The following is an 18,846-nucleotide window of genomic DNA, read 5'->3' as shown; positions in this document are numbered from 1 at the left end:
CATGACAGTCCAGTCAAACGAAACGCAAATTGCCCTTCTGATCTTGCGGCAGACGGCGCTTGAAAACGATCTTGAAGAAGCGAATGACAAGATCAAGGCCATCCAAGCCGAACGCGACAAGGCGCTCAAGTGGGGCGTGATGACGCTGGGCGCCGCCGTCATCAGCATGGTCGTTTGGATCGCCAACAAGGTCATCGGAGGGCAAATCCATTGAAAACCGCATGGTCTAGATGGTTCTGGGCACTCCTGCGCATCTTCCTTGGCGTGGCGGCTGCGATGCTGGTCGTCGCCTATATCTATCCGCCAGTCGTCGAGCGCGGACCAGTCGGCCCAGCCGGGGCACAAGGCGCGGCCGGCGCTGACGGCGTCGGAGAAAAGGGCGAGACCGGCAGGCGCGGGCCCGCCGGCGAGGACGGCGATACCGGGGCGACTGGCAAGACTGGCGCCAAGGGAACTAACTTCTGGGGCGGCAAATGAACATTCATCTCGTAAGCGATTGGAAATTGATCGCGAAAAAGGCTTTGAGCCTGAAGTTCAGCGCACTCGCGCTCGCCCTGACGGCGGCAGAGGTCTACGTCGCCATCACGAAGCCGGACTCGATCCCGCCTGGCGTGTTTGCCATTGGCTGCGCGGTCATCACGCTGGCGGCAATGGCGGCACGCGTCGTGGCGCAGAAGGAGTTGAGCGATGAATAAGCCGAACATCCGCAGCCTCACAGCCATCGTCGGCACCGCTACCGCCGCTGCGCTGCTGATTTTCACGCCAGCGCAAGAGGGCAGGGAGCTCAAGACTTACCGAGACATCGCTGGAGTGCTTACCTACTGCGACGGCGCAACCGAAAACGCAATGTGGGGCAAGGTCTACACGCCGGCAGAGTGCAACCGCCAGCTCGACCGCGATCTCGCACGCCATGCCGAGGGCGTCGACAAGTGCCTGCCGATGTCGCGGCTCACGGTGGGCCAGCGCATCGCTTTCGTCGACGCGGCTTACAACGTGGGCGTGCAAGGCTTCTGCGGGTCGACTATGGCGAGGCTTGCCAATCAGGGTGATGTCGCCGGCTCCTGCACGGCGCTGTTTGCCTGGAACAAGGCGTGGATCAGCGTCCGACAGCCGGACGGCACATACAAGCGAGCGCTTATGCCGGTCAAGGGTCTAGTCCTGCGCCGCATGCGCGCCATCGAAATCTGCCTTACGAGGAAATGATGAACATCCTAACCACAGCTGCCGGCGCAATGGTCGGCGGCATCTGGAAGATCGGCGCAATCGCGCTGGCCGTCCTGTCGCTGGCCCTGTGCGCCTTCCTCGGGCACGGCTGGTACATGGCGGCGCATGACCGCGACCAGGCGATCGTCGACCTGAAGGCTGAGCGTGAAATCAGCGCGCAATATCAAACGGCAATCCGCGAGCAGAACAACGCCGTCGAGGCGCTGGCCGAACAGAAGCGGGGCGCTGAGCAGCGCGGCAAGGTGGCGCTCGATCTGGCAGTCGCCAACGGGCGGCGCTATGACGATGCAGTGGCGCGCAATCGAGCGGCGACGGCCAATACCTGCGACGAGGCCATGCCCGTGGTGAATGACATTCTGGAGGCGATCCGATGAAATGGCTACTCGTTCTGCTGCTGGCCGGATGCGCCACCAAGCCCGTCACGCAAGAAGTGAAGATCCCGGTCTACACGAAATGCATTTTGGCGATGCCGATCAAGCCGGCGTTTGAGGCGCTGACGCTCGGGCCCGGCGCCAGCAATGGCGAAAAGGTACTGGCGATCGCGCGCGACACGCCGCTGCACTTCAAGTACGAAGGGTTGCTTGAGGCGGCGCTGGCCGGCTGCCTGTGACCGACATCATGACCTTGCGCCTTCATGGCGAAGATGACACATCGCCAATGGAGATGATCAGCCGCGATCGCCTGGCGTACTACCAGCGGCTTGAGGCGGCGGTCGCGCTGCTGGTCGCAACCTTGGCTGAGAAGCCGGAGGAATGATGGCTAAACTTACCGACTATTTACACTGATAGATAAGATGCTAGTTGATTGAATCACGATAATCTCTGAGTGCTTGAGTTAGCCGGGCTTTGATGACTGAACCGGGCCGCGCAAAGAATGTCCGTCCGACTGACGTGTAAACGAACGCGCGGAAGCTCCAAACCCCAAGAACGCCTGAGTCATGCAGAAGCTTCGCGGCGATGTCTGACTCCCATGAAGCACCCGAGCTATGATCAGTCGGAATGGACCAGCGAGCGCTTTGCCCATGCGAAAGCTCTGTCGGTAACTTTGCACTTGATGATTGGTCGAATGTTTGGATCGCGTGCGCCTTTCGGGCGATTCCAACCCGCCACCCGATCTGCTCGATTCGAATGGGTCGCTCGCCAGTGTTCACAACCGTAATCTGGATAAAGCGTTCTTGAGTTTGATATTTAGGCCCGTTTAACTGAATAATTGGATGGATTGTCACTAACGCCGTGTGCCCTGATGAGCGGTTTGCTAAATACAAAGCCACAACAACTGCGAGTAAGGAGGCAACGGCTGAGAGCAGTGTGCCAAAAACTGCGTATAAATCCCATTCGGATTTCGACATTCCCCATAGCGTGGCCTCGACCATATAGTTCCCGCAAGTTCAGATGGTATATTTTACTGGGCAACGCCGTGGTATGTCCGGTTATACTTTTGCGATGTACAGTAAAGTCAAACGCCTCCGCCGCCAAGGCGAGCGCAAAAGCGACCATGAGATCGCTGCGGATGAGGGCATCGTCGGCCACGTCACTATCTTGCTGATCGAGAACGTCCCAGTGATGAAGGTGCATGGACCCGGTGACGACGCCGTTACCACTAATGTGGCATGCGAAGGTCGTCATGATCCGCGGCGACAAAATGCTCTTCCAGGGCTTTGAGCGCATTGGCGATCAGAACGATCCCGACTTGCGTGTCGAGAAGCAGGAATGGGCGGTTCAGGTCATGGCGGATCATCCGGCCGAGCTGGCTCGCATGTCGCATAGGCTGTAGCTGTCCGTGACCCCACGAACAAACCTCATTTCGGACCTGGTCGTCCCGTGCCTGAATTTGCCTGCTCAACCGGTAATCCGGGTGCGACAGCTGACGTTTTCGTCTCTGGAGACTTGAACTCGAAGTAGCTCGAAAACTTTGTAATTCCGACGCCGATCAATGTGCAAACGACCCCGAGCACAACGATTCCACCAGCAATCTTGTGGCGCCATTCGTTGAGCAGTTCAACTTTCGCCTTCGTACTATCCACCGTCTTTGTGAGCGTTACAAGCGTCGCATTGATCTCTCCCAATTGCTTCTGGATTTCCATCAATCCAGTGACAAAGTTGTGATCGGGATGTCCATATCCAATGGACGGCGGTATTGTCTGGACTGGCGGAGGGGCGCTATCCGGAGTGACAGCTTGCGCTCTCTGTCGGGTATTCATGTCGCAACTCTCGTCTGAATCCATTCCCACATGTCCGTCGGAGCCCGGCCGTAGTAGGAAGACACGAGCGTTACCAGTACGGACGGCAGCAGAGGATTGCTCAGTCCGCCAGTTATCGTTAACTTTTCCGAGAGTTCGACCGTCGTTCCTTGAAAGTGGATTAGCCAACCATGCCCGCCAGGAAGTTGATATCGTTGCGTGGTCACAATGTGTTGCTGTACCGCGCTGTCGAGGTTGGCTGCAGGGGTTGAGAGTGGGACGGTCAGGAAGATTGGCATAGTGAGCGAAGTTTAGCACCAAAATTGTCTCCCATGCAAAAGGCAGCCTCTTACGTAAACCGCACCGTTGCGACTGATCGCTATGCAGCCGTACCTCTACCGCTCACACCTTCATCATAGGCGCTTGGCACGGCGGTTTGTTTGATCTTACTTAAATATGGGGAGCAATTTGGGCTTCTCGGTATGGCACAGTCGTGGTTCGGGGGGGGCGGCTGTGGACGAGAATGTCGGCTCTCACGTACATTCCACTAAACACAAGAGATATCATTGGAGAACACGACAATGCATCAGCATGGTTTTCAAAAAAACAGCGGATGTGCCAAGACCTCTACTCCCTTGTCGCCATTTACTCCCTGATTTCTTCGACGCGCCAGGCCGTAACATTCACCGATAGCTTAACTGGCTTCGGGAACTCACCAGCTTTTACCTTGCGCTAGAGCGTTGCGGGCGAAAAATGGAATAATGCCGCGCACCGTCTTTGCCCGGTTGCCAACCAGTCCCGCCTGGCGCGCATCGCCGCTCGATGGCAACTCGCGAAGTGGCTTATCTTCATGCATTGCTGGCACCTCCCAAGAAATCCGACCACGTCTGCATTAAAACCTTTCGCTTCTCCAGTAAGTCTCCACGCCGATATGCCGCCTCGACTTTGTCTGGCAAGCAGCGGCGACCTCTCACTCCGCTTGCACCTTGCCGCAGATTGAGCATCCGAGGATTCCAGGCGACAGTGCCCAGTCATGGCGTTTTTACAGCGCTCGATAGGCGAGCGCTGCGCAACGTTTTGCTTGTTCACACCCTCATTGCAGTAGGAAGGGCGATTTCTGATCGAGCACTTGATAGGTCCACTTCACTCCTTCGGGGAGCTCGACAGTTATGTGGCGCCCTCCAATCAACGCAATCCTTCTAGCTATATAGATGGGTGGCGCTGCCGTGCGATCAGCGCAAGTCAGCACTTTGTCTTGAACGGAAACTTCGCGACAAGGCTGGATACTGAATGTCAATTCGACTTCGCGGCCGATGTTGCCATCAAAACCGCCTGAGGACATATCACGCCGAAGGATCGCGCTTTTGAACCCTGCAAGTTCGACCGTAGTCACCATCGATTCCGTTACTAGCCTCGATCCACGGAGCTCTGCTTTAGCGATCAACCGAGTGTGCTCGGTAAGGTTCGCTCCGGAATAGATTAATTTGGTCCCTTGGGAAACTTTCTCGCTAAAACCAAGATAGCGAGCGGTATCGTTACTGTGACGATCGCTTGCGCATCCGCCTAAAACGAGTGCTACAGCCGCCAACCCGATTGCGGTTTTGTGAAACCTGAAAGTATGCATATTTCCCCTTTATCATCAATTAATTGCACTGAGGCAATAATACCCTATTATGCGAGGGATTCTTACTTTCGCAGCGTAGTTGGCCCCGCTAGCGTTAGCTACCGGCGCCCTGTAAGGTTTGTCGTCTAAGATACTGTGCTTAGGAAAGTATTTCCGTAAGTCGCGAACCCAGTGCGTGCCATGCCTCCTGCTTCTCTTGGGCATAGTCATGGTGCATGTAATGCCGCCGCACTTTGCTGCCAGCCAGAACGTGATTCTGGCAACGGTCGATCAGTTCAAGCGAAACGCCGAGGCTCTGCATCATCGTCGCGCCTGTGCGACGCAGATCGTGCGGCGTCCACGCACCGGTCTTTCCATTGCCCAGCACGAGCGTGTTGTCGTGCCGGCGGTTCGCCATCGGCTTTCGGGGACTTCCATCCTTGGATTTCTTGAACCTCGCTTGACGATCGCCCACCTGCTTGCTGATCGACTTGACGTCCATATGATTCTTCGCGCCACGACCAGGAAAGCACCAGTCGGTATTGCCGGTGACTGAGTGCAGCCGTTTGAATTGATCGAGCGCGAAGTGCGACAGGTACACGGTCAAGTCAGCGACGTTATCCTTCACGTTCGCTTTTGGTATGAACCATTTTCCGGCTTCCAGGTCGACATGCTCCCACCGCGACATGGACAGCTCTCCAACTCGGCACAGCGTGGAGAGCATTATCCAGACCGCGCATTCGGTAATTTGCTCCACTGGCTGCTGCGTCTTCCGTCGATCAGGCGCTGCCTCATATTCAGCCCTCATGCGCGCGAAGATGTCTCTCAGCTCCACGATCTCGGCAGGGCTGAGGATGCGATCCCGCTGGTTATCTAAGTCGTACTCGGGCGCGACGATCTTGTCGATCTCGATCAAGTCCATCGGATTTCCGTCGATCAGGAGCTTGCGCCACGGCTGCCGCTTCTCCGCCCAAGCGAACATCTGCGTGAGGCTGTTCCGGACCATTACCGCCGCCCGGTTCACACCGCGCGCCACCATTGCCCGAAGCACGCCGCGGAGGTCGTGCTCGGACACGTCTTTGATCTTGACCGCTCCGATCTTGGGCAGCACGTCGGCAGCGAAAGAGCGGCGCAGCTCGGCGTTACCATCCTTGCGGCGCACCCCATCCCTCAGCCAGGCGTCGAACATGTCTTTGACGGCTAGGTTGTCGTTGGCATTTTGCAGCTCCGCTGCGGCGGCGGCCGCAGTCAATTCCGCTGCCTCCAATTGTTGACGCTCCGCTTCCCCGGAAAGCACGAGCTTTGGTTCGAGGCCGCGCTTTCTCCATCCCGAGATTTCGCCAGCCATCCTCCGAGCGTGTTCGAGCGTGAGATGCGAACCCGGCGGCAGCTTGTAAGCCCGCAAAGCCAGGTCGGGCAGGACTGAGCCGTGCTCGCCAAGAGTCATGTAGACGGACTTCGTCCCAGCTTTATACGTGTACATCCAGGTGCGCGAAAAGCCGCCGGCTGCACCTCGGCGAAATCGAATTGAGAGGCCATTCCCGTCCGACAAATTCTCATCGTTCTTCGCTGGTCGATGTTTTTCAATCTTTGTTGCGGTTAGCTTTTGCGCAGCCATAAGGAGTCTGTAGACGGGGTCGGGGAGAGAGCTGGTAAGAAGTTGGTAAGAAGTTTTCAGTGGATTCGAGTGTACAAGACGGAACAGATACGCACAAGAAAATTGCGCATGTGTCTGATAGGTAAAGGAATTTTTACTCATCTCGAACATTATCGAACAAATGCGAACAAGAGAATAAGCGCATGGGGTGCAAGGGGTCGGAAGTTCGAATCTTCTCGCCCCGACCAATAGAATCAAAGACTTAGGCCAGCCAGAGCGCTGGCCTATTTCAATTCTGGGTCATGATATCCGGTAGGCATCCGGATTTCCGCCAACTCTTGGAATCGTCGTATTAAACGCTTCTTTCGCGCATGCTGGGCATCACGCGCAGCTTCGGGCTCTTGCCCAACTCTTGGGATTGCTCCCATGTCCGAACGCATGGATGCCTGCAGAGCCACCGAGGTTCATGTTCCACGGCTTGGAACAGAGCTGCATCCAAGATGATCATGAGCCACGCGTGGAGAAGCAGAGGGACTGTACAACTGATGGCTGATCATTTGCAAACCAACGTAATCTCGACATAAACGCCAGGCCGCTCTTCTTTTCCAGTCATCTCGCACTCAGTTGCAGCATCGTTCATACGCTTTGCAAGCTGGATCACCTCACGGCCGTAACCGCACCAAAGCCACTTCTCCTCGCCCTTCGCGAAGCGCCAGGAATCGATGGTGCCGCCCTTCGCATTCCTTGTTGCTTCAGGCACGAGATATCCGAGCCGTCGCGGATTTCCCCTAGTCATCCCAGCGCTGCCAAGGTGCGCCAGCGACGATGAGGCCTGCCATCCTGCTGGGGCTCTCACGTCAACTGCGCCCTCGCCAAGAGTAAGGGGGCATGAGGCCTGCTGCGCCCAGGAAAGAATTGGGACGGCGAGCAGGCCGCAAATCAATAAGCGCCTCATCGCTCGATCACCGAAAAGGCATCAGCATTGTTGCTAGGATCGACGAAGGTCCCATCGGCGTTCTTACCGAGCTTCTTCAACAGCCGTTGATCGATGATCGGCTCCCTTCTATTGCCGGCTACGAACTGGTCCATCACGTAGATACCGTCGCTGACATGCCAGAGAAAAAAGGCGGCGTGATTACCTCTCCCTACGCCTAGCCGCGGATAGCGACCATTGACGAAGGTCGCTATCGCGGTCCCACGTTCAAGTTTGGGTGAGTCCACAACTCGAGCGCCTTCGCGCCATTCTAAGGTCGATGCGCCCGTGATGCCCGGGGCGTATTTCTTGATTAGTGAAACGCAGTTGCCACCATCGACCCAGGGCTTACGTTTGAGGAGATCCACGGGCTTGTAGACGTAGGGCACGATTTGCTCCGTTTGGGGACAAGCGTCCACTCTGCCGGATGCGAAAAATGTTGCTCTGCGCTTAAACAATGCAATCCAATCAGCAATGCAATCAGGACAAATCAGGACAAATCAGGGTCAAGACAAATCAGGGTCAGTGCCGACATTCGCATACAAGCTGATCATTGACCGCTCACATTGACCCAGGTCATCTGACCGGACAAGCACTAGGATTGCGTAGACGCACCCTGAAACGGTCAGCTTCTGCAGCAGGCCCTGTCCGTTCGATCGCCGCTCCGGTATCATTCGGGGATGAACAAGATTTCTTTCCAACCGTTTGTCATTGGTGTCGCTGGCGGTAGCGGCAGTGGCAAGTCAACGGTGACCCAGCAAGTGCTAGCGTCGTTCGGCGCTGAAATGGTCTCGGTCGTGATGCAGGACGATTACTACTGCGACCAGTCCGATCTCACCCCTGAAGTGCGCCGCAAGCAGAACTACGACCATCCGCAGGCCTTCGACTGGCCGCTGCTGGTGCAACACGTGAAGGCCTTGCGTAATGGCGAGGCGATCGAGATGCCGGAGTACGACTTCACGATCGACAACCGTTCCAACAAGACCATTCCAGTCAAACCAGCCCCCGTCATCGTGATCGAAGGACTGTTTGCCCTCTACGACGCCGACCTGCGCAAGATGATGTCGCTGAAGATCTTCGTCGACACCGCGCCCGATGTCCGCTTCATCCGCCGCATGCAGCGCGATACCACCGAACGCGGCCGCTCGGTGGAAAGCGTCGTCGGCCAGTATCTGGAGACCGTGCGCCCGATGCACAAGCAGTTCATCGAGCCGACCAAGCGCCACGCCGATGTCATTTTGCCGCACGGGGCGAATGGCCCGGCAGTCGACGTGATCACAACCAAGGTGGCGAGCGTTATCGGCCAGCTGAAAAAGCCCTGATCGGCCCGTTGGACTCCCAAAGCGAGCACCCGGCTTCAGTTCGAAGCACGCATTGTCACGCGTATTCGATGCGCGCGCGTGGACGCCTCGCTCTAACATGATACGCTTTTCGCTGTCCCTAGCGGATTTTTGATTCATATCAAGGATTTTGTTGAGCCGAATCAATAACCTTCATCTAAGACTTATAACCACTGATGAAGGAAGAGAAATGAAAAGCAACGCCCTGGCAGTAATCCTCGCAACCCTTGGAGTCGCACTGGTAGCAGCGCCTGTTCATGCCGAGGAGAGCCCATGGCTGGTACGCGCGCGCGCCACCCATCTGAACCCGGCTGATAAATCGGCGCCTGTCGCCGGCGCCGGCGCTTCTGACCGCATCAGCGTCGAGAGCCGCACCATCGCTGAGTTGGACATCAGCTATTTTTTTAGCCCGAACATCGCGGCTGAACTGGTGCTGACCTATCCGCAAAAGCATTCGGTATATCTGGACGGTAAGGAGATCGGTACGTTCAAGCATTTGCCGCCGACACTGCTCGCGCAATATCACTTCGTACCTAGCAGCCAGTTTTCCCCGTATGTCGGCGCCGGCGTTAACTTGACGCGTATCTCGAGCGTCAGACTGCTGGGCGGTACGGCCGACCTCGAAAGCAACAGCGTCGGTCTCGCACTGCAGGCGGGCATTGACTTCAAGATCGACAAGAACTGGTCGGTCAACCTGGATATCAAGCGTGTGAACATCCGCAGTGATGTCATGGCCGGCGGTGCGACGATCAGCGCAGTCAAGGTTGATCCAATGCTTGCATCGATCGGCGTCGGCTATCGCTTCTAAGCGCGACAGACATGCCGGATTGCGCTCGCACGTCTGGCGCTCCGGCTTGACAGTCGCGGGGTGCGAGAGGACGATCATCGGTATGGACCCGCATATTGCATCTTTCGAAGCGATCACAAAAAGCACTGGCATAGCGCCGGAGAAATTGTGGCGCGGCTTCGATGAAAGCTTCAGGGAATTCCGGCTCGGAGAATACGGCCAGTGAGCATATCTTCCGCAATTCATAACAGACAGCTCATCACCTTTCGGTACCATGGCGATGAACGGACGGTCGAACCGCATACCCACGGCATCGACCTGAAGGGCCATCAGGCATTGTGCGCGTTTCAGGTTGCCGGCGGCAGCAGTTCCGGTGTCCAGGTAGGCTGGAAGACCTTTCATATCGATGAGATGGAGAATCTCGCTGTCCTGCCTCAAACGTTTCCCCGATCTCGGGACGGGTATCAGTCCGGTGACAAGGCCTTCGATGTCATATTCGCAGAACTGTGAAACTACAGACTCCCAGGGCGCCTCACCATCGCTTTAAGCCTTGTCTGTGCGCTGCGCGCAAGCAGCGCGCAAGCGGCATCCACGACACGCTGTGGCGCGATCCCTTTGAGACAGTCATTGTGCCCCTCAGGGCAAATACTTTTCTGGCAGAACCGGCACGGCACATCATTGAACAGTACGCGGCATTCGACTTGCCACGGCGTGTGCTGGGGATTGGTCAGCGCGTACAAATCCACCAGCGGCGTGCCGACTGCGGCGGCAAGATGCGCGGGCCCGGTATTGTTAGAAATCATCAGGCTGGCGAGCTTGATTGCCGCGCCCAGCTCGCCGAGATCCAGTACACCCGCGCAGGATATTGCATGCCCCGCACTGGCTTCCACGATCTGCTTGATCAGAGCCAGGTCAGCCACGTCGCCGGTCAGCGCCATCGGAAGTTGGGTGCGTTCGGCGAGGTCACGGATCACGCTTGCCCACTGGTCGGGCGGATAGCGTCGCGATGGTGCACTAGCGCCTGGATGGAGCAGTATCCATTGCCTGTCACTCTTGATGCCGCGCGCTGCCAGCTTGGCGCGCACCGATGCGGTGTCGCTGTCACGCACGGCGAACGACAGCCCGGCGCTCGCCGCAGTACAGCCAACCGAGCCAACCAAATCGAGCTGGCGCCGAACCTCGTGCTTGACCAGGGTGTCGGGTTCGGTGTCTGGCAGCCAGTTCGACAGCATCTGGTACGGATTCTCCCGGCAATGCGCGAGCCGCAGCGGAATGCCTGCCAGGTAGCACATCATCGCGGCTGGCAGCGCGCTTTGGCTGTACGAAGTGAAGATCGCCGCCGCGTCAAAGCGGCGCGCGGCGAGGGCATCGATGAACGCCATGTCGACCGCCGGCAGGTGCCTGGCGCTGCTCTTCATCCACGGCGCGGGGTATTCGAGCACGGCGTCGAGTTCTGGGATGTAGGGTGCGGCGGCGGCGCCGCTGCGCGAGCTGAGCAACGTGACGCAGCGGCCCGGCCGCGACTGCTTGATCGCGCGGATCGCGGGAGTGCACATCAGCACGTCGCCGAGCGAGTCGAGCCGCACGCAGAGCACGCTGCGCGCCTCGTTCCAGCCGGCGCTGGTCATCGCCGTGCCTTGTCTTCTTCGGCGATCAGCACCGCGGCGGCGTAGAGGTCTGGCGCCATGCGGGTGGGAATGCGCTTGGGACCAAGCCGCCATTCAGTCTCATTGCCGTTGTCGATCAGTAGCGTGCGGCAGCCGGCGCGATTTCCCGCTTCGACGTCGTGCAGGATGTCGCCGATCATCCATGATGCGCGCAAGTCGATGTCATGGTCATGGGCGGCCTGTAGCAGCATGCCTGGCCTGGGCTTACGGCAGTTGCATTCGCGCGCATAGGGCGCAACCGAGCCATCCGGATGATGCGGGCAATAATAGAAGCCTTCGAGCGGCAGTCGTTCGCGAAACAGCAAGTCGGCCAGCCGGTGGGCCACGCCCTCGACATCCTCGTCGCTGAAGTAGCCGTGCGCCACGCCATCCTGGTTGGTGACGACGAACAGCCGGTAGTCCAGCCGCGCCAGCAGCCGGAGCCCCGCACCGGCGCCAGCGCAGAGGGTGATGCGGCGCTGCTCGACGTTGTAGGGGAGGTCGTCGATCAGCGTGCCGTCCTTGTCGAGGAAGATGGCTTTCATGGTCTAGGGCCAGGAACTTTCGCGCATCGGCAGAACGGTAATTTCTGCGATTACCGTTTCCGGCGGCAGCAGCAGCACCGATTTGATGGCCTGGGCGACATTGGCAGGGTCTTGCAATGTGGCGAGGTCAATGTCCGGGAAGCGGTCGAGCAGAAACGGCGTGCGCATGCCGCCGGCAATTACCGCGGTGACCTTGATGGCGTGCGGCCGCAATTCCGCGTGCATTGCATGTGACAGGCCCAGCAGCCCCCATTTGCTGGCGTGGTATGCGCTGGCGTTCGGCCAGGCTCGCTTTGCCGCGGTCGATGCGACGTTGATGATGTGGCCGTGTCCAGCCTTGCGCATGTAGCCGGCCGCATGCCTGGCAAGCATGAACGGGCCGCTGAGGTTGGTGTTGATCACGCGTTGCCAGTCGTCAGTCGACATCTCTTCCATCGGCAGGGTGACGTCGGTACCGGCGTTATTGACCAGTACGTCGAGGCGGCCGAACTCGGCAACGACGGCGTCAATGGCGTGTCGGCAGCTTTCCGGGTCGCCCACATCGAAGCCGATCGAGTGCGCGCGCACGCCGAGGTCGCGCAGGGCTTCGGCGCCTTGCTCGGCGAGGCGGCGGCGAATGTCGCCGATGATGATGTCGGCACCAGCCTGGGCCAGTGCCTGGCCCAAAGCAGCGCCGAGCCCGCTTGCACCGCCGGTGATGAATACGGCTTTGCCGCTGAGGGGGCCGGCGTCTGGATTGTGCATGGCTGTTCCTAGTGTTCGGAATATGAAGGGGCGGGATGAATGGCCACGCCGTCGACGACGGTTGCGTAGATCGACGCAGCCTTGCGCGCGACGGTGCGCCAGGTGTAGTGCTGGTAGGCGCGGCGCAGGCCCTCGTCGCCCATGCCGTGCGCCAGGTCTGGATTGTTGTGCAGCACCGCCAGGCGTTCGGCGAGCGCCTGCGGGTCGCGCGATGGCACCAGGAAGCCGCTTTCGCCGTCAACCACCGTGCTTTTGATGCCGCCCACTTCCGCGCCAATGACGGGGCGGGCGCACGCCATTGCCTCAACCGGTGTGATGCCGAAGGGCTCGTACCATGGCGTCGTGACGAAGACATTCGCGGCGCTGTAGTAGTAGCGCAGCTCGGACCGGTCCTTGCGGCCGGTAAAGCGCACGTGCGCGCCGACGCCCAGCTCCGTGGCAATCGAGCGCAGCCGGACCAGTTCGGGTGAATCGTGGCCGTTGCGGCGTTGATCCTCGCCGCCTACGACCAGCAGTTCCGCGTCAACGCCGTGGCGCCTGCGCAGCAGGGCAACGCCCTGGATGACGGTATCGACGCCTTTGCGCGGCACCATGCGGCCAAGCTGCAGGACGATGAATTTTTCAAGCGCCAGTCCAAGCCGCGCCCGCGCAATTTTCTCCGGCACCGGCCACAGTTCTTGCGGGTCGAACCCGCACGGCGCAATCTCGATGCGGTCGCTCGGCGCACCGTAAAGGCGTTCCATGTCCAGCTTGTCTTGTGGGCATTCGGCGATAATGCGGTCAGCGCTGCGCATCAGCTCAACTTCGATGTGCAGGCGCAGCGATGGAAAGGTGTCCGCCGCACCTTGGGCGATCCGGCGCACGTGCCCCAGCGCATGAAAGGTGATAACAAAGGGAATGCCGAGTGTTTCCTTGAGCCGTTGCGCAACCATGCCCGACATGAAGAAGTTCGCATGAACGATGTCATACAGCTGTGCCTGGCGCCGGGCAAAGCGCGTGACGAAGCGCGCAAAGGCCTCCATGTACGGAAGCATCTGCTCCTTGGGCACGTAGTGCGCCGGGCCCGCCGGTACGTGGATCACCCTGATATTGTCGATCCATTGCACTACCTGCCTTTGTCCGAACGCGTCGCGCCGGGTGAACACGTCGACCAGATACCCGGCCAGGGCCAGTTCGCGCGCCAGGCTGGCCACGTACACGTTCTGACCACCGCAGTCGATGCTGCCAGGGGCGGCAAGCGGGGATGCATGTTCGCTGATGATGGCAATGCGCCGGACTCCGCCACGAGGGGCGCGCACAGCCATGTCTAATTGTTCCAGTAGCATGTGGGCTCCTCAGGTTAGCCTGGACGCGGGCCATGGCCGGGCGCCCCAATGCCGGTTACCTGGCGCAGGACTGCGTTCCAATCGGCGGAAAAGCGCTCGATGCCGAAGCGTTCGCGCGCGCGGCGTTGGGCATTGGCGCCGAGGTGACGCGCCAGCGCCGGGTTGCGCACGAGCTCCTGCATGTACATGTGCAGCGCGTCGGCGTTGGTGTCGATGAAGCCGTTCTCGCCGTTTTCGATGACGGTTACCATCTCGGTTGTGGCAAGGGCGACGACGGGCAGCCCGATCATCATCGCCTCGATGACCGACAGGCCTAGGCTGGTGTAGCGGATGGGATTGAACAGGAAGCGGTAGCGCGCGGCAAATGCGGGCAGCTCGGGGTGGGCTACTTCGCCGACCCCGCCGAGGGCGAGCGAATCCATGCCGACAAGGTCGAGCGGCACGGTGTCGCGCGCGCGCGTATAGATATCGGCGCCCAGGCGGCGCCCGCGTTGGCGCAAATTGTTGACGATGGAGATGCCACGCGCGAGTTCGCCGCCGTAGGCCACACCCTTGGGAAGGCGCACGCCATGCTCGATGACGGTCGTTGGCGTGCGGCCGTTGTCCCACATCAGGTGATTGAAATGGGTAACGTGCACCAGCAGTACGTTCGGATCGTCCACCGGGTGAACGGTGTCGGTGGGGTGCTGGCGCGGCGGATCGTGTTCAATGTAGACGCGCGGCAGCGCGCGCTGGCCGGCGCTGAGCAGTTCGTACTGGTCCTTGTTGTACTGGTCGTCATCCTGGAAGACGATGCAGTCGAACTCGTGGTCGCGCACGCTGTCGGCCGGCATGTCGTGCACATTGGGACCCCAGGGAATCGGGCCGCAGCGCCCGCCATAGCCTGCCGGACGGCCCGGCTTGGACAGCACGTAGAACGCATGCGGCGCGTGGCTGAGGTAATACAGGTAACTGCCGTGCGTGTGCCAGGTCAGAATTTTCAAGGGTCGCATGGCAGCCTCACGCAAACCTGACGCGGTGTTTGAGGGCGCCCGCCAGGCGCCAGAACACGGCCGCGGGCGGGATCAGGGCCGATGTGATGAGTACTTCCACGACATGGGAAACCGAATGCGAGGTGCCGCGTAATCGTTTGTGGCACAGTAATGCCGTCATGACCGTCCAGACGGCCCCGCTGGCCAGCGCGACAACGTTGCTTCCTGCGGCGGCAGCCGCTGCGCAGGTGACGAGTGCGGCAACAGTGACGTAGTGCCCCCAGGCAGGCGCCGCACTTTTTTTCTGGCGGTAGAGTTGCGGATGGGTTTTGAAGAGCAGGGCGTCGAAGGCAAGGTGTTTCAGTTGCCAGACGCTGGCGCCCCATGCGACTGGCCGCACCGGGTGAACCACCAGCGCGTGCTGCGAGCGTGCGATGTTGACCTGCATTTTGATGAGGCGAAAGTGGAAGTCGTCAGGCCAGCCGGCATGGAAGCGCTCGTCGAAGCCGCCGACTTGTTCAAGAATCGATTTGCGGCAGAAGCAATTGGTGATGGAGAATTCGGCGTGTTCAAGTTGGCGCGCTTCGCGCTGGTAATCGGTGAGCGCGCCCGTCGGCGGCATCTCGATCCGCCCGCTGACTGCGCCAACGTTGTCGGTAAAGGCGCCCAGCCCATGCCGCAGCCAGCTGGGCGCGGGAACAGTATCGTCGTCGGTGAAGGCGACGATGGGCGCGCGGGCGCTGCGCCAGCCCAGGTTGCGTACAGCGGCCGGCGTGTCCGGGCCGTTGTTGGGCAGGTACTTCAGCTCGGGGCCGCGCTCGCCGGCACTGGCGCGCCACACCGCCACGAGCTGCCGGATGTTGTGGCGCGGATGCTCGTCGACGATGATCACTTCGACACGCCGGCCATCAAGCGTCTGGCGCATGATGGCGTCAAGGCAGCGGTCTAGCAGGTCAACCCTGCCGCCCGTGGGCAGCACCACCGACACATCAGGGACTGACTGATTGGGTACTGTTTGCGTTGCTTGCATGTTGTTACCCTCTGCGACGATTACTGCTGCATTGCTCCGGTTTCATCCATGCGCTGCTGCAACAGCCACAGGCGCGCATACATGCCGTTTCGCGCCAACAGTTCGCGATGCGAGCCGCGCTCGACAATGCGCCCTTTGTCCATCACCAGGATGGTGTGCGCGCCGACGACGGTGGACAGCCGATGCGCGATGATGAGAGTGGTTCGATTCAGCGACAAGCGCTCCAGTTCCTGCTGTATCGCGTGCTCTGAATCTGAATCAAGCGCTGACGTTGCTTCGTCGAAGATCAGGATGGGCGGCGATTTCAGGATCGCGCGCGCGATCGCGATCCGCTGCTTTTCACCGCCGGACAGCTTGACGCCGCGCTCGCCGACCTCGGTCTCGTATTTGGCGGGAAGCGAATCAATGAGATCGTGAACGTGCGCCGCCTGTGCGGCGGCGACCACGTCGGCGCGCGAGCAACCGATACGGCCGTAGCCGATGTTGTAGCCGATGGTGTCGTTGAATAAGGCGGTGTCTTGCGGCACCACGCCGATTGCCTCGCGCACGCTGCCCGGGCTGACTTCGCCGAGGTCGTCGCCGTCAATCAGGATGCGTCCTTGCACCGGGTCATACAAGCGCAACAGCAGGCGCGCCAGCGTAGACTTGCCCGAACCGCTGCGGCCTACAACACCCACCGTCTTGCCAGGAGGGATCCGAAAGCTAACGTCGCACAGTACCGGACGAGTGGGGTCGTAATGGAACCAGACACGGTCGAACACGACCTCGCCCTTGTCGGCTTGCAGCCGTCGCATGCTCGGCGGCTCCGCGATGTCGGGCTTCTCGCGCAGCAACTGGAACAGCCGTTCGGCATTGACCCATGCGTCGCGCGCCTCGCGGTAGACAAAGCCGAGCGCATTGAGCGGCAGACAGACTTGCAGTGCATAGGCGTTGATCAGTACTAGGTCGCCAACCCGCATCTCGCCGCGCCAGACGGCATCGCCGGCCAGCAGCATGATCGCGCCGACACCAATGCCGATCACCGCGCTTTGGCCGACGTGCAGCGTGAACAGCGCTTTCTGGTTGCCCATGCCGGCCTCTTGCCACTTCCCCATGGTGTCTTGAAAGCGCGCCGCCTCGATCGTTTCGTTGGCGAAGTATTTGATCGTGTCGTAATTGATCAGGCTGTCGGCCAACTGACCCTTGGCGCCGGAATCGAGCTTGTTGACGCGGCGCTGGTACATCACGCGCCGGTTGGTGAACACCAGCGTGAATCCGCCATATAGAAGGAACATGGTGGTAATGATGATGGCAAAGCCGGCGCTGTAGCGGTTGAGCATTACGGCCAGCACCAGGGCGATTTCAATGAGCGTGGGTACGATGGTGAACAGCGCGACGTTCAACAGGAAGGCGATGCCGTTGGTGCCGCGGTCGATGTCCGGCAATAGCGCGCCGATCTGGCGCCGCGCATGGAAGGCAGGGCTGAGCGCGTGCAGGTGGGCGAAGGTCTTCTGCGCGTAGGCTGCGACGGTGCGCAGCGTTACGCGGGCAAACAGCAGGTCGCGCAATTCATTGAACAGGGTGCTGAGGAAACGCAGGATCGCGTAGCCGGCCAGCAGGTAGATCGGCAGCATGGCGAGCTTGCCTGGCGCAGCGAAGGCATCGATGATGCGCTTGAGCAGCAAGGGAACCGCAACCGTGGCGATTTTGGCTGTAATAAGAAATGCAAGGGAGGCGAGGATGCGCCAGCGGTACTCGGAGACGATATGCCTTAGCTCGGCAGCAACGCCGTGCTTGTCGGTGTCCGGGGCTTTGTCCTGTTCCATAACGGATTGGACAAGCGACGCCTGCACTTAGCTCCCAGACGTAATGAGAGTCGTGCCGCTATCGTCGTTCCCGCGGAAGCGGGAACCTATGAACCGCTGGCGATAGTGGCGAGATGTGCGTTTTAACTTGCTATTGGTTATGGATTCCCGCCTGCGCGGGAACGACGCGATGCGCCTGAAAAGAAAAGCGCCAGGGCTGATCAAATCAGCGCTGGCGCTTTGACGAACTACGCGGGAAGGAAGGCTTCCCGCGAAGCCACTGTTTTAATCAGCCGTCATATCGCTACGGCGTCCGACGTTGCTTTGCTTCGACTGATCCTGCTCCGCCGACTGGCGGTTGGCGGTATTGGACAGGCCGGTATCGTCGTCCATTTTCTGGTCGGCATTCATGTGGCCGCCGCTATGTGGGCTCGCGCCTTGCTGGTTGCCGCTCTGCGAACCGGTGCGCTCGGTGCCAGGCATGCCGCCTTGCTGTTTATTACCCTGCTGCTGGCCAGGCTGCTGCTGACCTGGCTGCTGGTTGCCTTGCTGCTGATTACCTTGCTGCTGCTGGCCTGGCTTTTGCTGGCCTGGCTTCTGTTGGCCCTGCTGCAGGGAATCCGATTGGCCGGTTTGACGATTGCCTGGGTTGCCCAGCTTATCGGCGCCAGTTGGCTGCGCCTTGCCTTCGCGGCCCCACGATGGATCTTCCTGATTTTCCTGCGGGCGGTCCATGCCCACTTCGCTATCGCGCTTGCCCGACTGCTGGCTTGCCGACTGTTGGGATTGTTGCGACAGCGATTCCTGACGGGCATTGCTCTCGTCAGTCTTTCCGCCGCGCGACGAGGATTCAAATTTCTCGTTGCCACCGTTGTTCGATTGGTTGTTACCTTGGTTACGTTGGTTCGAGTTCATGTCGTTTCCTTTTGAAGTGTAGGGTTAGCAATTGGGTGACCGCAGTTGGCGGGGGAAGTGGCTAACGTCCAGTTCGCCGCGGCCTTGCTAGGGTTCCCATAATGCTCGTCAAAATTGCGGCGGCGTATCGGTACACAGACCGCCTCGCTGTAGGACTAGGTCTTAGTGCTTTTACCTCAGGAA

Annotated in this window: 25 protein-coding genes and 1 pseudogene; 11 read left to right on the top strand and 15 right to left on the bottom strand. The window is 59.7% G+C overall.

Annotated features, from left to right (window positions below; translation table 11 throughout):
- Position 1: 1 nt before the first annotated feature.
- Genes I4X03_RS14510 through I4X03_RS14480 form a run of 7 tightly spaced genes read left to right on the top strand, consistent with a single transcriptional unit; the run spans position 2 to position 1,980 of the window.
- Positions 2-214: a hypothetical protein gene (locus I4X03_RS14510; protein WP_223468945.1), complete on the top strand. Its 213-nt coding sequence runs from the start codon at positions 2-4 to the stop codon at positions 212-214.
- Positions 211-477: a hypothetical protein gene (locus tag I4X03_RS23100; RefSeq protein WP_267874058.1), complete on the top strand. Its 267-nt coding sequence runs from the start codon at positions 211-213 to the stop codon at positions 475-477. Before I4X03_RS14510 ends, I4X03_RS23100 begins: the two co-directional genes overlap by 4 nt.
- Positions 474-695, top strand: a complete 222-nt coding sequence (locus I4X03_RS14500) for a DUF7940 domain-containing protein (protein ID WP_223468944.1) — start codon at positions 474-476, stop codon at positions 693-695. Before I4X03_RS23100 ends, I4X03_RS14500 begins: the two co-directional genes overlap by 4 nt.
- Positions 688-1,203 carry a lysozyme gene (locus tag I4X03_RS14495; RefSeq protein ID WP_223468943.1) on the top strand — a complete coding sequence of 172 codons (516 nt, stop codon included), beginning with the start codon at positions 688-690 and terminating at the stop codon, positions 1,201-1,203. The genes I4X03_RS14500 and I4X03_RS14495 overlap by 8 nt, the downstream gene beginning before the upstream one ends.
- Complete coding sequence (locus tag I4X03_RS14490) at positions 1,203-1,598, top strand: hypothetical protein (RefSeq protein ID WP_223468942.1); 396 nt, start codon at positions 1,203-1,205, stop codon at positions 1,596-1,598. Before I4X03_RS14495 ends, I4X03_RS14490 begins: the two co-directional genes overlap by 1 nt.
- A complete protein-coding gene (locus I4X03_RS14485) occupies positions 1,595-1,834 on the top strand; it encodes a hypothetical protein (protein ID WP_223468941.1) in 240 nt (79 codons plus the stop codon). Before I4X03_RS14490 ends, I4X03_RS14485 begins: the two co-directional genes overlap by 4 nt.
- Entirely contained in the window at positions 1,831-1,980 is a 150-nt protein-coding gene (locus tag I4X03_RS14480; protein ID WP_223468940.1) for a hypothetical protein, read from the top strand. Before I4X03_RS14485 ends, I4X03_RS14480 begins: the two co-directional genes overlap by 4 nt.
- 40 nt (positions 1,981-2,020) lie before the next feature.
- On the opposite strand, the gene I4X03_RS14475 is transcribed toward I4X03_RS14480, so the two are convergent.
- On the bottom strand, positions 2,021-2,596 hold the full coding sequence (locus tag I4X03_RS14475) for a hypothetical protein (RefSeq protein WP_223468939.1): 576 nt from the start codon (positions 2,594-2,596) through the stop codon (positions 2,021-2,023).
- A 200-nt stretch (positions 2,597-2,796) separates the two neighbouring features.
- On the opposite strand from I4X03_RS14475, the gene I4X03_RS14470 reads away from it, so the two are divergent.
- A complete protein-coding gene (locus tag I4X03_RS14470; protein WP_223468938.1) occupies positions 2,797-2,997 on the top strand; it encodes a hypothetical protein in 201 nt (66 codons plus the stop codon).
- Between the two features lie 25 nt (positions 2,998-3,022).
- Here the strand turns inward: I4X03_RS14470 and I4X03_RS14465 are convergent, their stop codons facing one another.
- The 6 genes and pseudogenes from I4X03_RS14465 to I4X03_RS14440 form a co-directional block, all read right to left on the bottom strand.
- Positions 3,023-3,307, bottom strand: coding sequence for a hypothetical protein (locus I4X03_RS14465; protein WP_223468937.1), 285 nt, complete (start codon positions 3,305-3,307; stop codon positions 3,023-3,025).
- Between the two features lie 741 nt (positions 3,308-4,048).
- Positions 4,049-4,096, bottom strand: a pseudogene (locus I4X03_RS14460) (hypothetical protein); the annotation flags it as partial.
- 19 nt (positions 4,097-4,115) lie between these two features.
- Entirely contained in the window at positions 4,116-4,259 is a 144-nt protein-coding gene (locus tag I4X03_RS14455) for a hypothetical protein (protein WP_223468936.1), read from the bottom strand.
- A gap of 907 nt (positions 4,260-5,166) precedes the next feature.
- Positions 5,167-6,624, bottom strand: coding sequence for a tyrosine-type recombinase/integrase (locus I4X03_RS14450; protein ID WP_223468935.1), 1,458 nt, complete (start codon positions 6,622-6,624; stop codon positions 5,167-5,169).
- Between the two features lie 532 nt (positions 6,625-7,156).
- A complete protein-coding gene (locus I4X03_RS23205) occupies positions 7,157-7,558 on the bottom strand; it encodes an STY0301 family protein (RefSeq protein WP_307735369.1) in 402 nt (133 codons plus the stop codon).
- Entirely contained in the window at positions 7,555-7,965 is a 411-nt protein-coding gene (locus I4X03_RS14440) for a BPSL0067 family protein (protein ID WP_223468933.1), read from the bottom strand. Before I4X03_RS14440 ends, I4X03_RS23205 begins: the two co-directional genes overlap by 4 nt.
- A gap of 291 nt (positions 7,966-8,256) precedes the next feature.
- Between I4X03_RS14440 and udk the strand changes: the two genes are divergently transcribed.
- From udk to I4X03_RS14425, 3 genes are all read left to right on the top strand, one after another.
- On the top strand, positions 8,257-8,898 hold the full coding sequence (udk, locus tag I4X03_RS14435; protein WP_223468932.1) for a uridine kinase: 642 nt from the start codon (positions 8,257-8,259) through the stop codon (positions 8,896-8,898).
- Positions 8,899-9,106: 208 nt separating this feature from the next.
- On the top strand, positions 9,107-9,724 hold the full coding sequence (locus I4X03_RS14430) for an OmpW/AlkL family protein (protein ID WP_223468931.1): 618 nt from the start codon (positions 9,107-9,109) through the stop codon (positions 9,722-9,724).
- 201 nt (positions 9,725-9,925) lie between these two features.
- Positions 9,926-10,213 carry a WYL domain-containing protein gene (locus tag I4X03_RS14425; protein ID WP_223468930.1) on the top strand — a complete coding sequence of 96 codons (288 nt, stop codon included), beginning with the start codon at positions 9,926-9,928 and terminating at the stop codon, positions 10,211-10,213.
- Positions 10,214-10,215: 2 nt separating this feature from the next.
- Here I4X03_RS14425 and I4X03_RS14420 read toward each other — a convergent pair whose 3' ends face one another.
- From I4X03_RS14420 to I4X03_RS14385, 8 genes are all read right to left on the bottom strand, one after another.
- The gene (locus I4X03_RS14420; RefSeq protein ID WP_223468929.1) at positions 10,216-11,331 is read right to left on the bottom strand and encodes a glycosyltransferase family 9 protein; all 1,116 of its coding nucleotides are present in this window, start codon (positions 11,329-11,331) and stop codon (positions 10,216-10,218) included.
- Positions 11,328-11,894, bottom strand: a complete 567-nt coding sequence (locus tag I4X03_RS14415) for a D-glycero-alpha-D-manno-heptose-1,7-bisphosphate 7-phosphatase (protein WP_223468928.1) — start codon at positions 11,892-11,894, stop codon at positions 11,328-11,330. Before I4X03_RS14415 ends, I4X03_RS14420 begins: the two co-directional genes overlap by 4 nt.
- A gap of 3 nt (positions 11,895-11,897) precedes the next feature.
- A complete protein-coding gene (locus I4X03_RS14410; protein WP_223468927.1) occupies positions 11,898-12,638 on the bottom strand; it encodes an SDR family oxidoreductase in 741 nt (246 codons plus the stop codon).
- Between the two features lie 8 nt (positions 12,639-12,646).
- Positions 12,647-13,963, bottom strand: a complete 1,317-nt coding sequence (locus I4X03_RS14405; protein ID WP_223468926.1) for a glycosyltransferase — start codon at positions 13,961-13,963, stop codon at positions 12,647-12,649.
- Positions 13,964-13,977: 14 nt separating this feature from the next.
- Positions 13,978-14,955, bottom strand: coding sequence for a glycosyltransferase (locus I4X03_RS14400; protein ID WP_223468925.1), 978 nt, complete (start codon positions 14,953-14,955; stop codon positions 13,978-13,980).
- A 7-nt stretch (positions 14,956-14,962) separates the two neighbouring features.
- On the bottom strand, positions 14,963-15,964 hold the full coding sequence (locus I4X03_RS14395) for a glycosyltransferase family 2 protein (protein ID WP_223468924.1): 1,002 nt from the start codon (positions 15,962-15,964) through the stop codon (positions 14,963-14,965).
- Positions 15,965-15,984: 20 nt separating this feature from the next.
- On the bottom strand, positions 15,985-17,769 hold the full coding sequence (locus I4X03_RS14390; protein WP_223468923.1) for an ABCB family ABC transporter ATP-binding protein/permease: 1,785 nt from the start codon (positions 17,767-17,769) through the stop codon (positions 15,985-15,987).
- A gap of 264 nt (positions 17,770-18,033) precedes the next feature.
- Positions 18,034-18,663, bottom strand: coding sequence for a hypothetical protein (locus tag I4X03_RS14385; protein ID WP_223468922.1), 630 nt, complete (start codon positions 18,661-18,663; stop codon positions 18,034-18,036).
- Positions 18,664-18,846 lie beyond the last annotated feature (183 nt).

The organism is Massilia soli (assembly GCF_016809835.1).
In the GTDB taxonomy this organism is placed as follows: Bacteria; Pseudomonadota; Gammaproteobacteria; order Burkholderiales; family Burkholderiaceae_D; genus Telluria_A; species Telluria_A soli.
Note: the sequence above shows the minus strand (reverse complement) of the source record. Positions and strands in the feature narration are given on the sequence as shown.

What these genes read in the sequence shown, in the direction of transcription:
- I4X03_RS14395 (WP_223468924.1), bottom strand. Translation starts at nt 15,964, where the DNA reads ATGCAAGCAACGCAAACAGTACCCAATCAGTCAGTCCCTGATGTGTCG.
- I4X03_RS14475 (WP_223468939.1), bottom strand. Translation starts at nt 2,596, where the DNA reads ATGGTCGAGGCCACGCTATGGGGAATGTCGAAATCCGAATGGGATTTA.
- udk (WP_223468932.1), top strand. Translation starts at nt 8,257, where the DNA reads ATGAACAAGATTTCTTTCCAACCGTTTGTCATTGGTGTCGCTGGCGGT.
- I4X03_RS14510 (WP_223468945.1), top strand. Translation starts at nt 2, where the DNA reads ATGACAGTCCAGTCAAACGAAACGCAAATTGCCCTTCTGATCTTGCGG.
- I4X03_RS14485 (WP_223468941.1), top strand. Translation starts at nt 1,595, where the DNA reads ATGAAATGGCTACTCGTTCTGCTGCTGGCCGGATGCGCCACCAAGCCC.
- I4X03_RS14500 (WP_223468944.1), top strand. Translation starts at nt 474, where the DNA reads ATGAACATTCATCTCGTAAGCGATTGGAAATTGATCGCGAAAAAGGCT.
- I4X03_RS14400 (WP_223468925.1), bottom strand. Translation starts at nt 14,955, where the DNA reads ATGCGACCCTTGAAAATTCTGACCTGGCACACGCACGGCAGTTACCTG.
- I4X03_RS14470 (WP_223468938.1), top strand. Translation starts at nt 2,797, where the DNA reads ATGGACCCGGTGACGACGCCGTTACCACTAATGTGGCATGCGAAGGTC.
- I4X03_RS14450 (WP_223468935.1), bottom strand. Translation starts at nt 6,624, where the DNA reads ATGGCTGCGCAAAAGCTAACCGCAACAAAGATTGAAAAACATCGACCA.
- I4X03_RS14410 (WP_223468927.1), bottom strand. Translation starts at nt 12,638, where the DNA reads ATGCACAATCCAGACGCCGGCCCCCTCAGCGGCAAAGCCGTATTCATC.
- I4X03_RS14415 (WP_223468928.1), bottom strand. Translation starts at nt 11,894, where the DNA reads ATGAAAGCCATCTTCCTCGACAAGGACGGCACGCTGATCGACGACCTC.
- I4X03_RS14465 (WP_223468937.1), bottom strand. Translation starts at nt 3,307, where the DNA reads ATGGAAATCCAGAAGCAATTGGGAGAGATCAATGCGACGCTTGTAACG.
- I4X03_RS14385 (WP_223468922.1), bottom strand. Translation starts at nt 18,663, where the DNA reads ATGAACTCGAACCAACGTAACCAAGGTAACAACCAATCGAACAACGGT.
- I4X03_RS14455 (WP_223468936.1), bottom strand. Translation starts at nt 4,259, where the DNA reads ATGCATGAAGATAAGCCACTTCGCGAGTTGCCATCGAGCGGCGATGCG.
- I4X03_RS14390 (WP_223468923.1), bottom strand. Translation starts at nt 17,769, where the DNA reads ATGGAACAGGACAAAGCCCCGGACACCGACAAGCACGGCGTTGCTGCC.
- I4X03_RS14405 (WP_223468926.1), bottom strand. Translation starts at nt 13,963, where the DNA reads ATGCTACTGGAACAATTAGACATGGCTGTGCGCGCCCCTCGTGGCGGA.
- I4X03_RS23205 (WP_307735369.1), bottom strand. Translation starts at nt 7,558, where the DNA reads ATGAGGCGCTTATTGATTTGCGGCCTGCTCGCCGTCCCAATTCTTTCC.
- I4X03_RS14495 (WP_223468943.1), top strand. Translation starts at nt 688, where the DNA reads ATGAATAAGCCGAACATCCGCAGCCTCACAGCCATCGTCGGCACCGCT.
- I4X03_RS14490 (WP_223468942.1), top strand. Translation starts at nt 1,203, where the DNA reads ATGAACATCCTAACCACAGCTGCCGGCGCAATGGTCGGCGGCATCTGG.
- I4X03_RS14420 (WP_223468929.1), bottom strand. Translation starts at nt 11,331, where the DNA reads ATGACCAGCGCCGGCTGGAACGAGGCGCGCAGCGTGCTCTGCGTGCGG.
- I4X03_RS14430 (WP_223468931.1), top strand. Translation starts at nt 9,107, where the DNA reads ATGAAAAGCAACGCCCTGGCAGTAATCCTCGCAACCCTTGGAGTCGCA.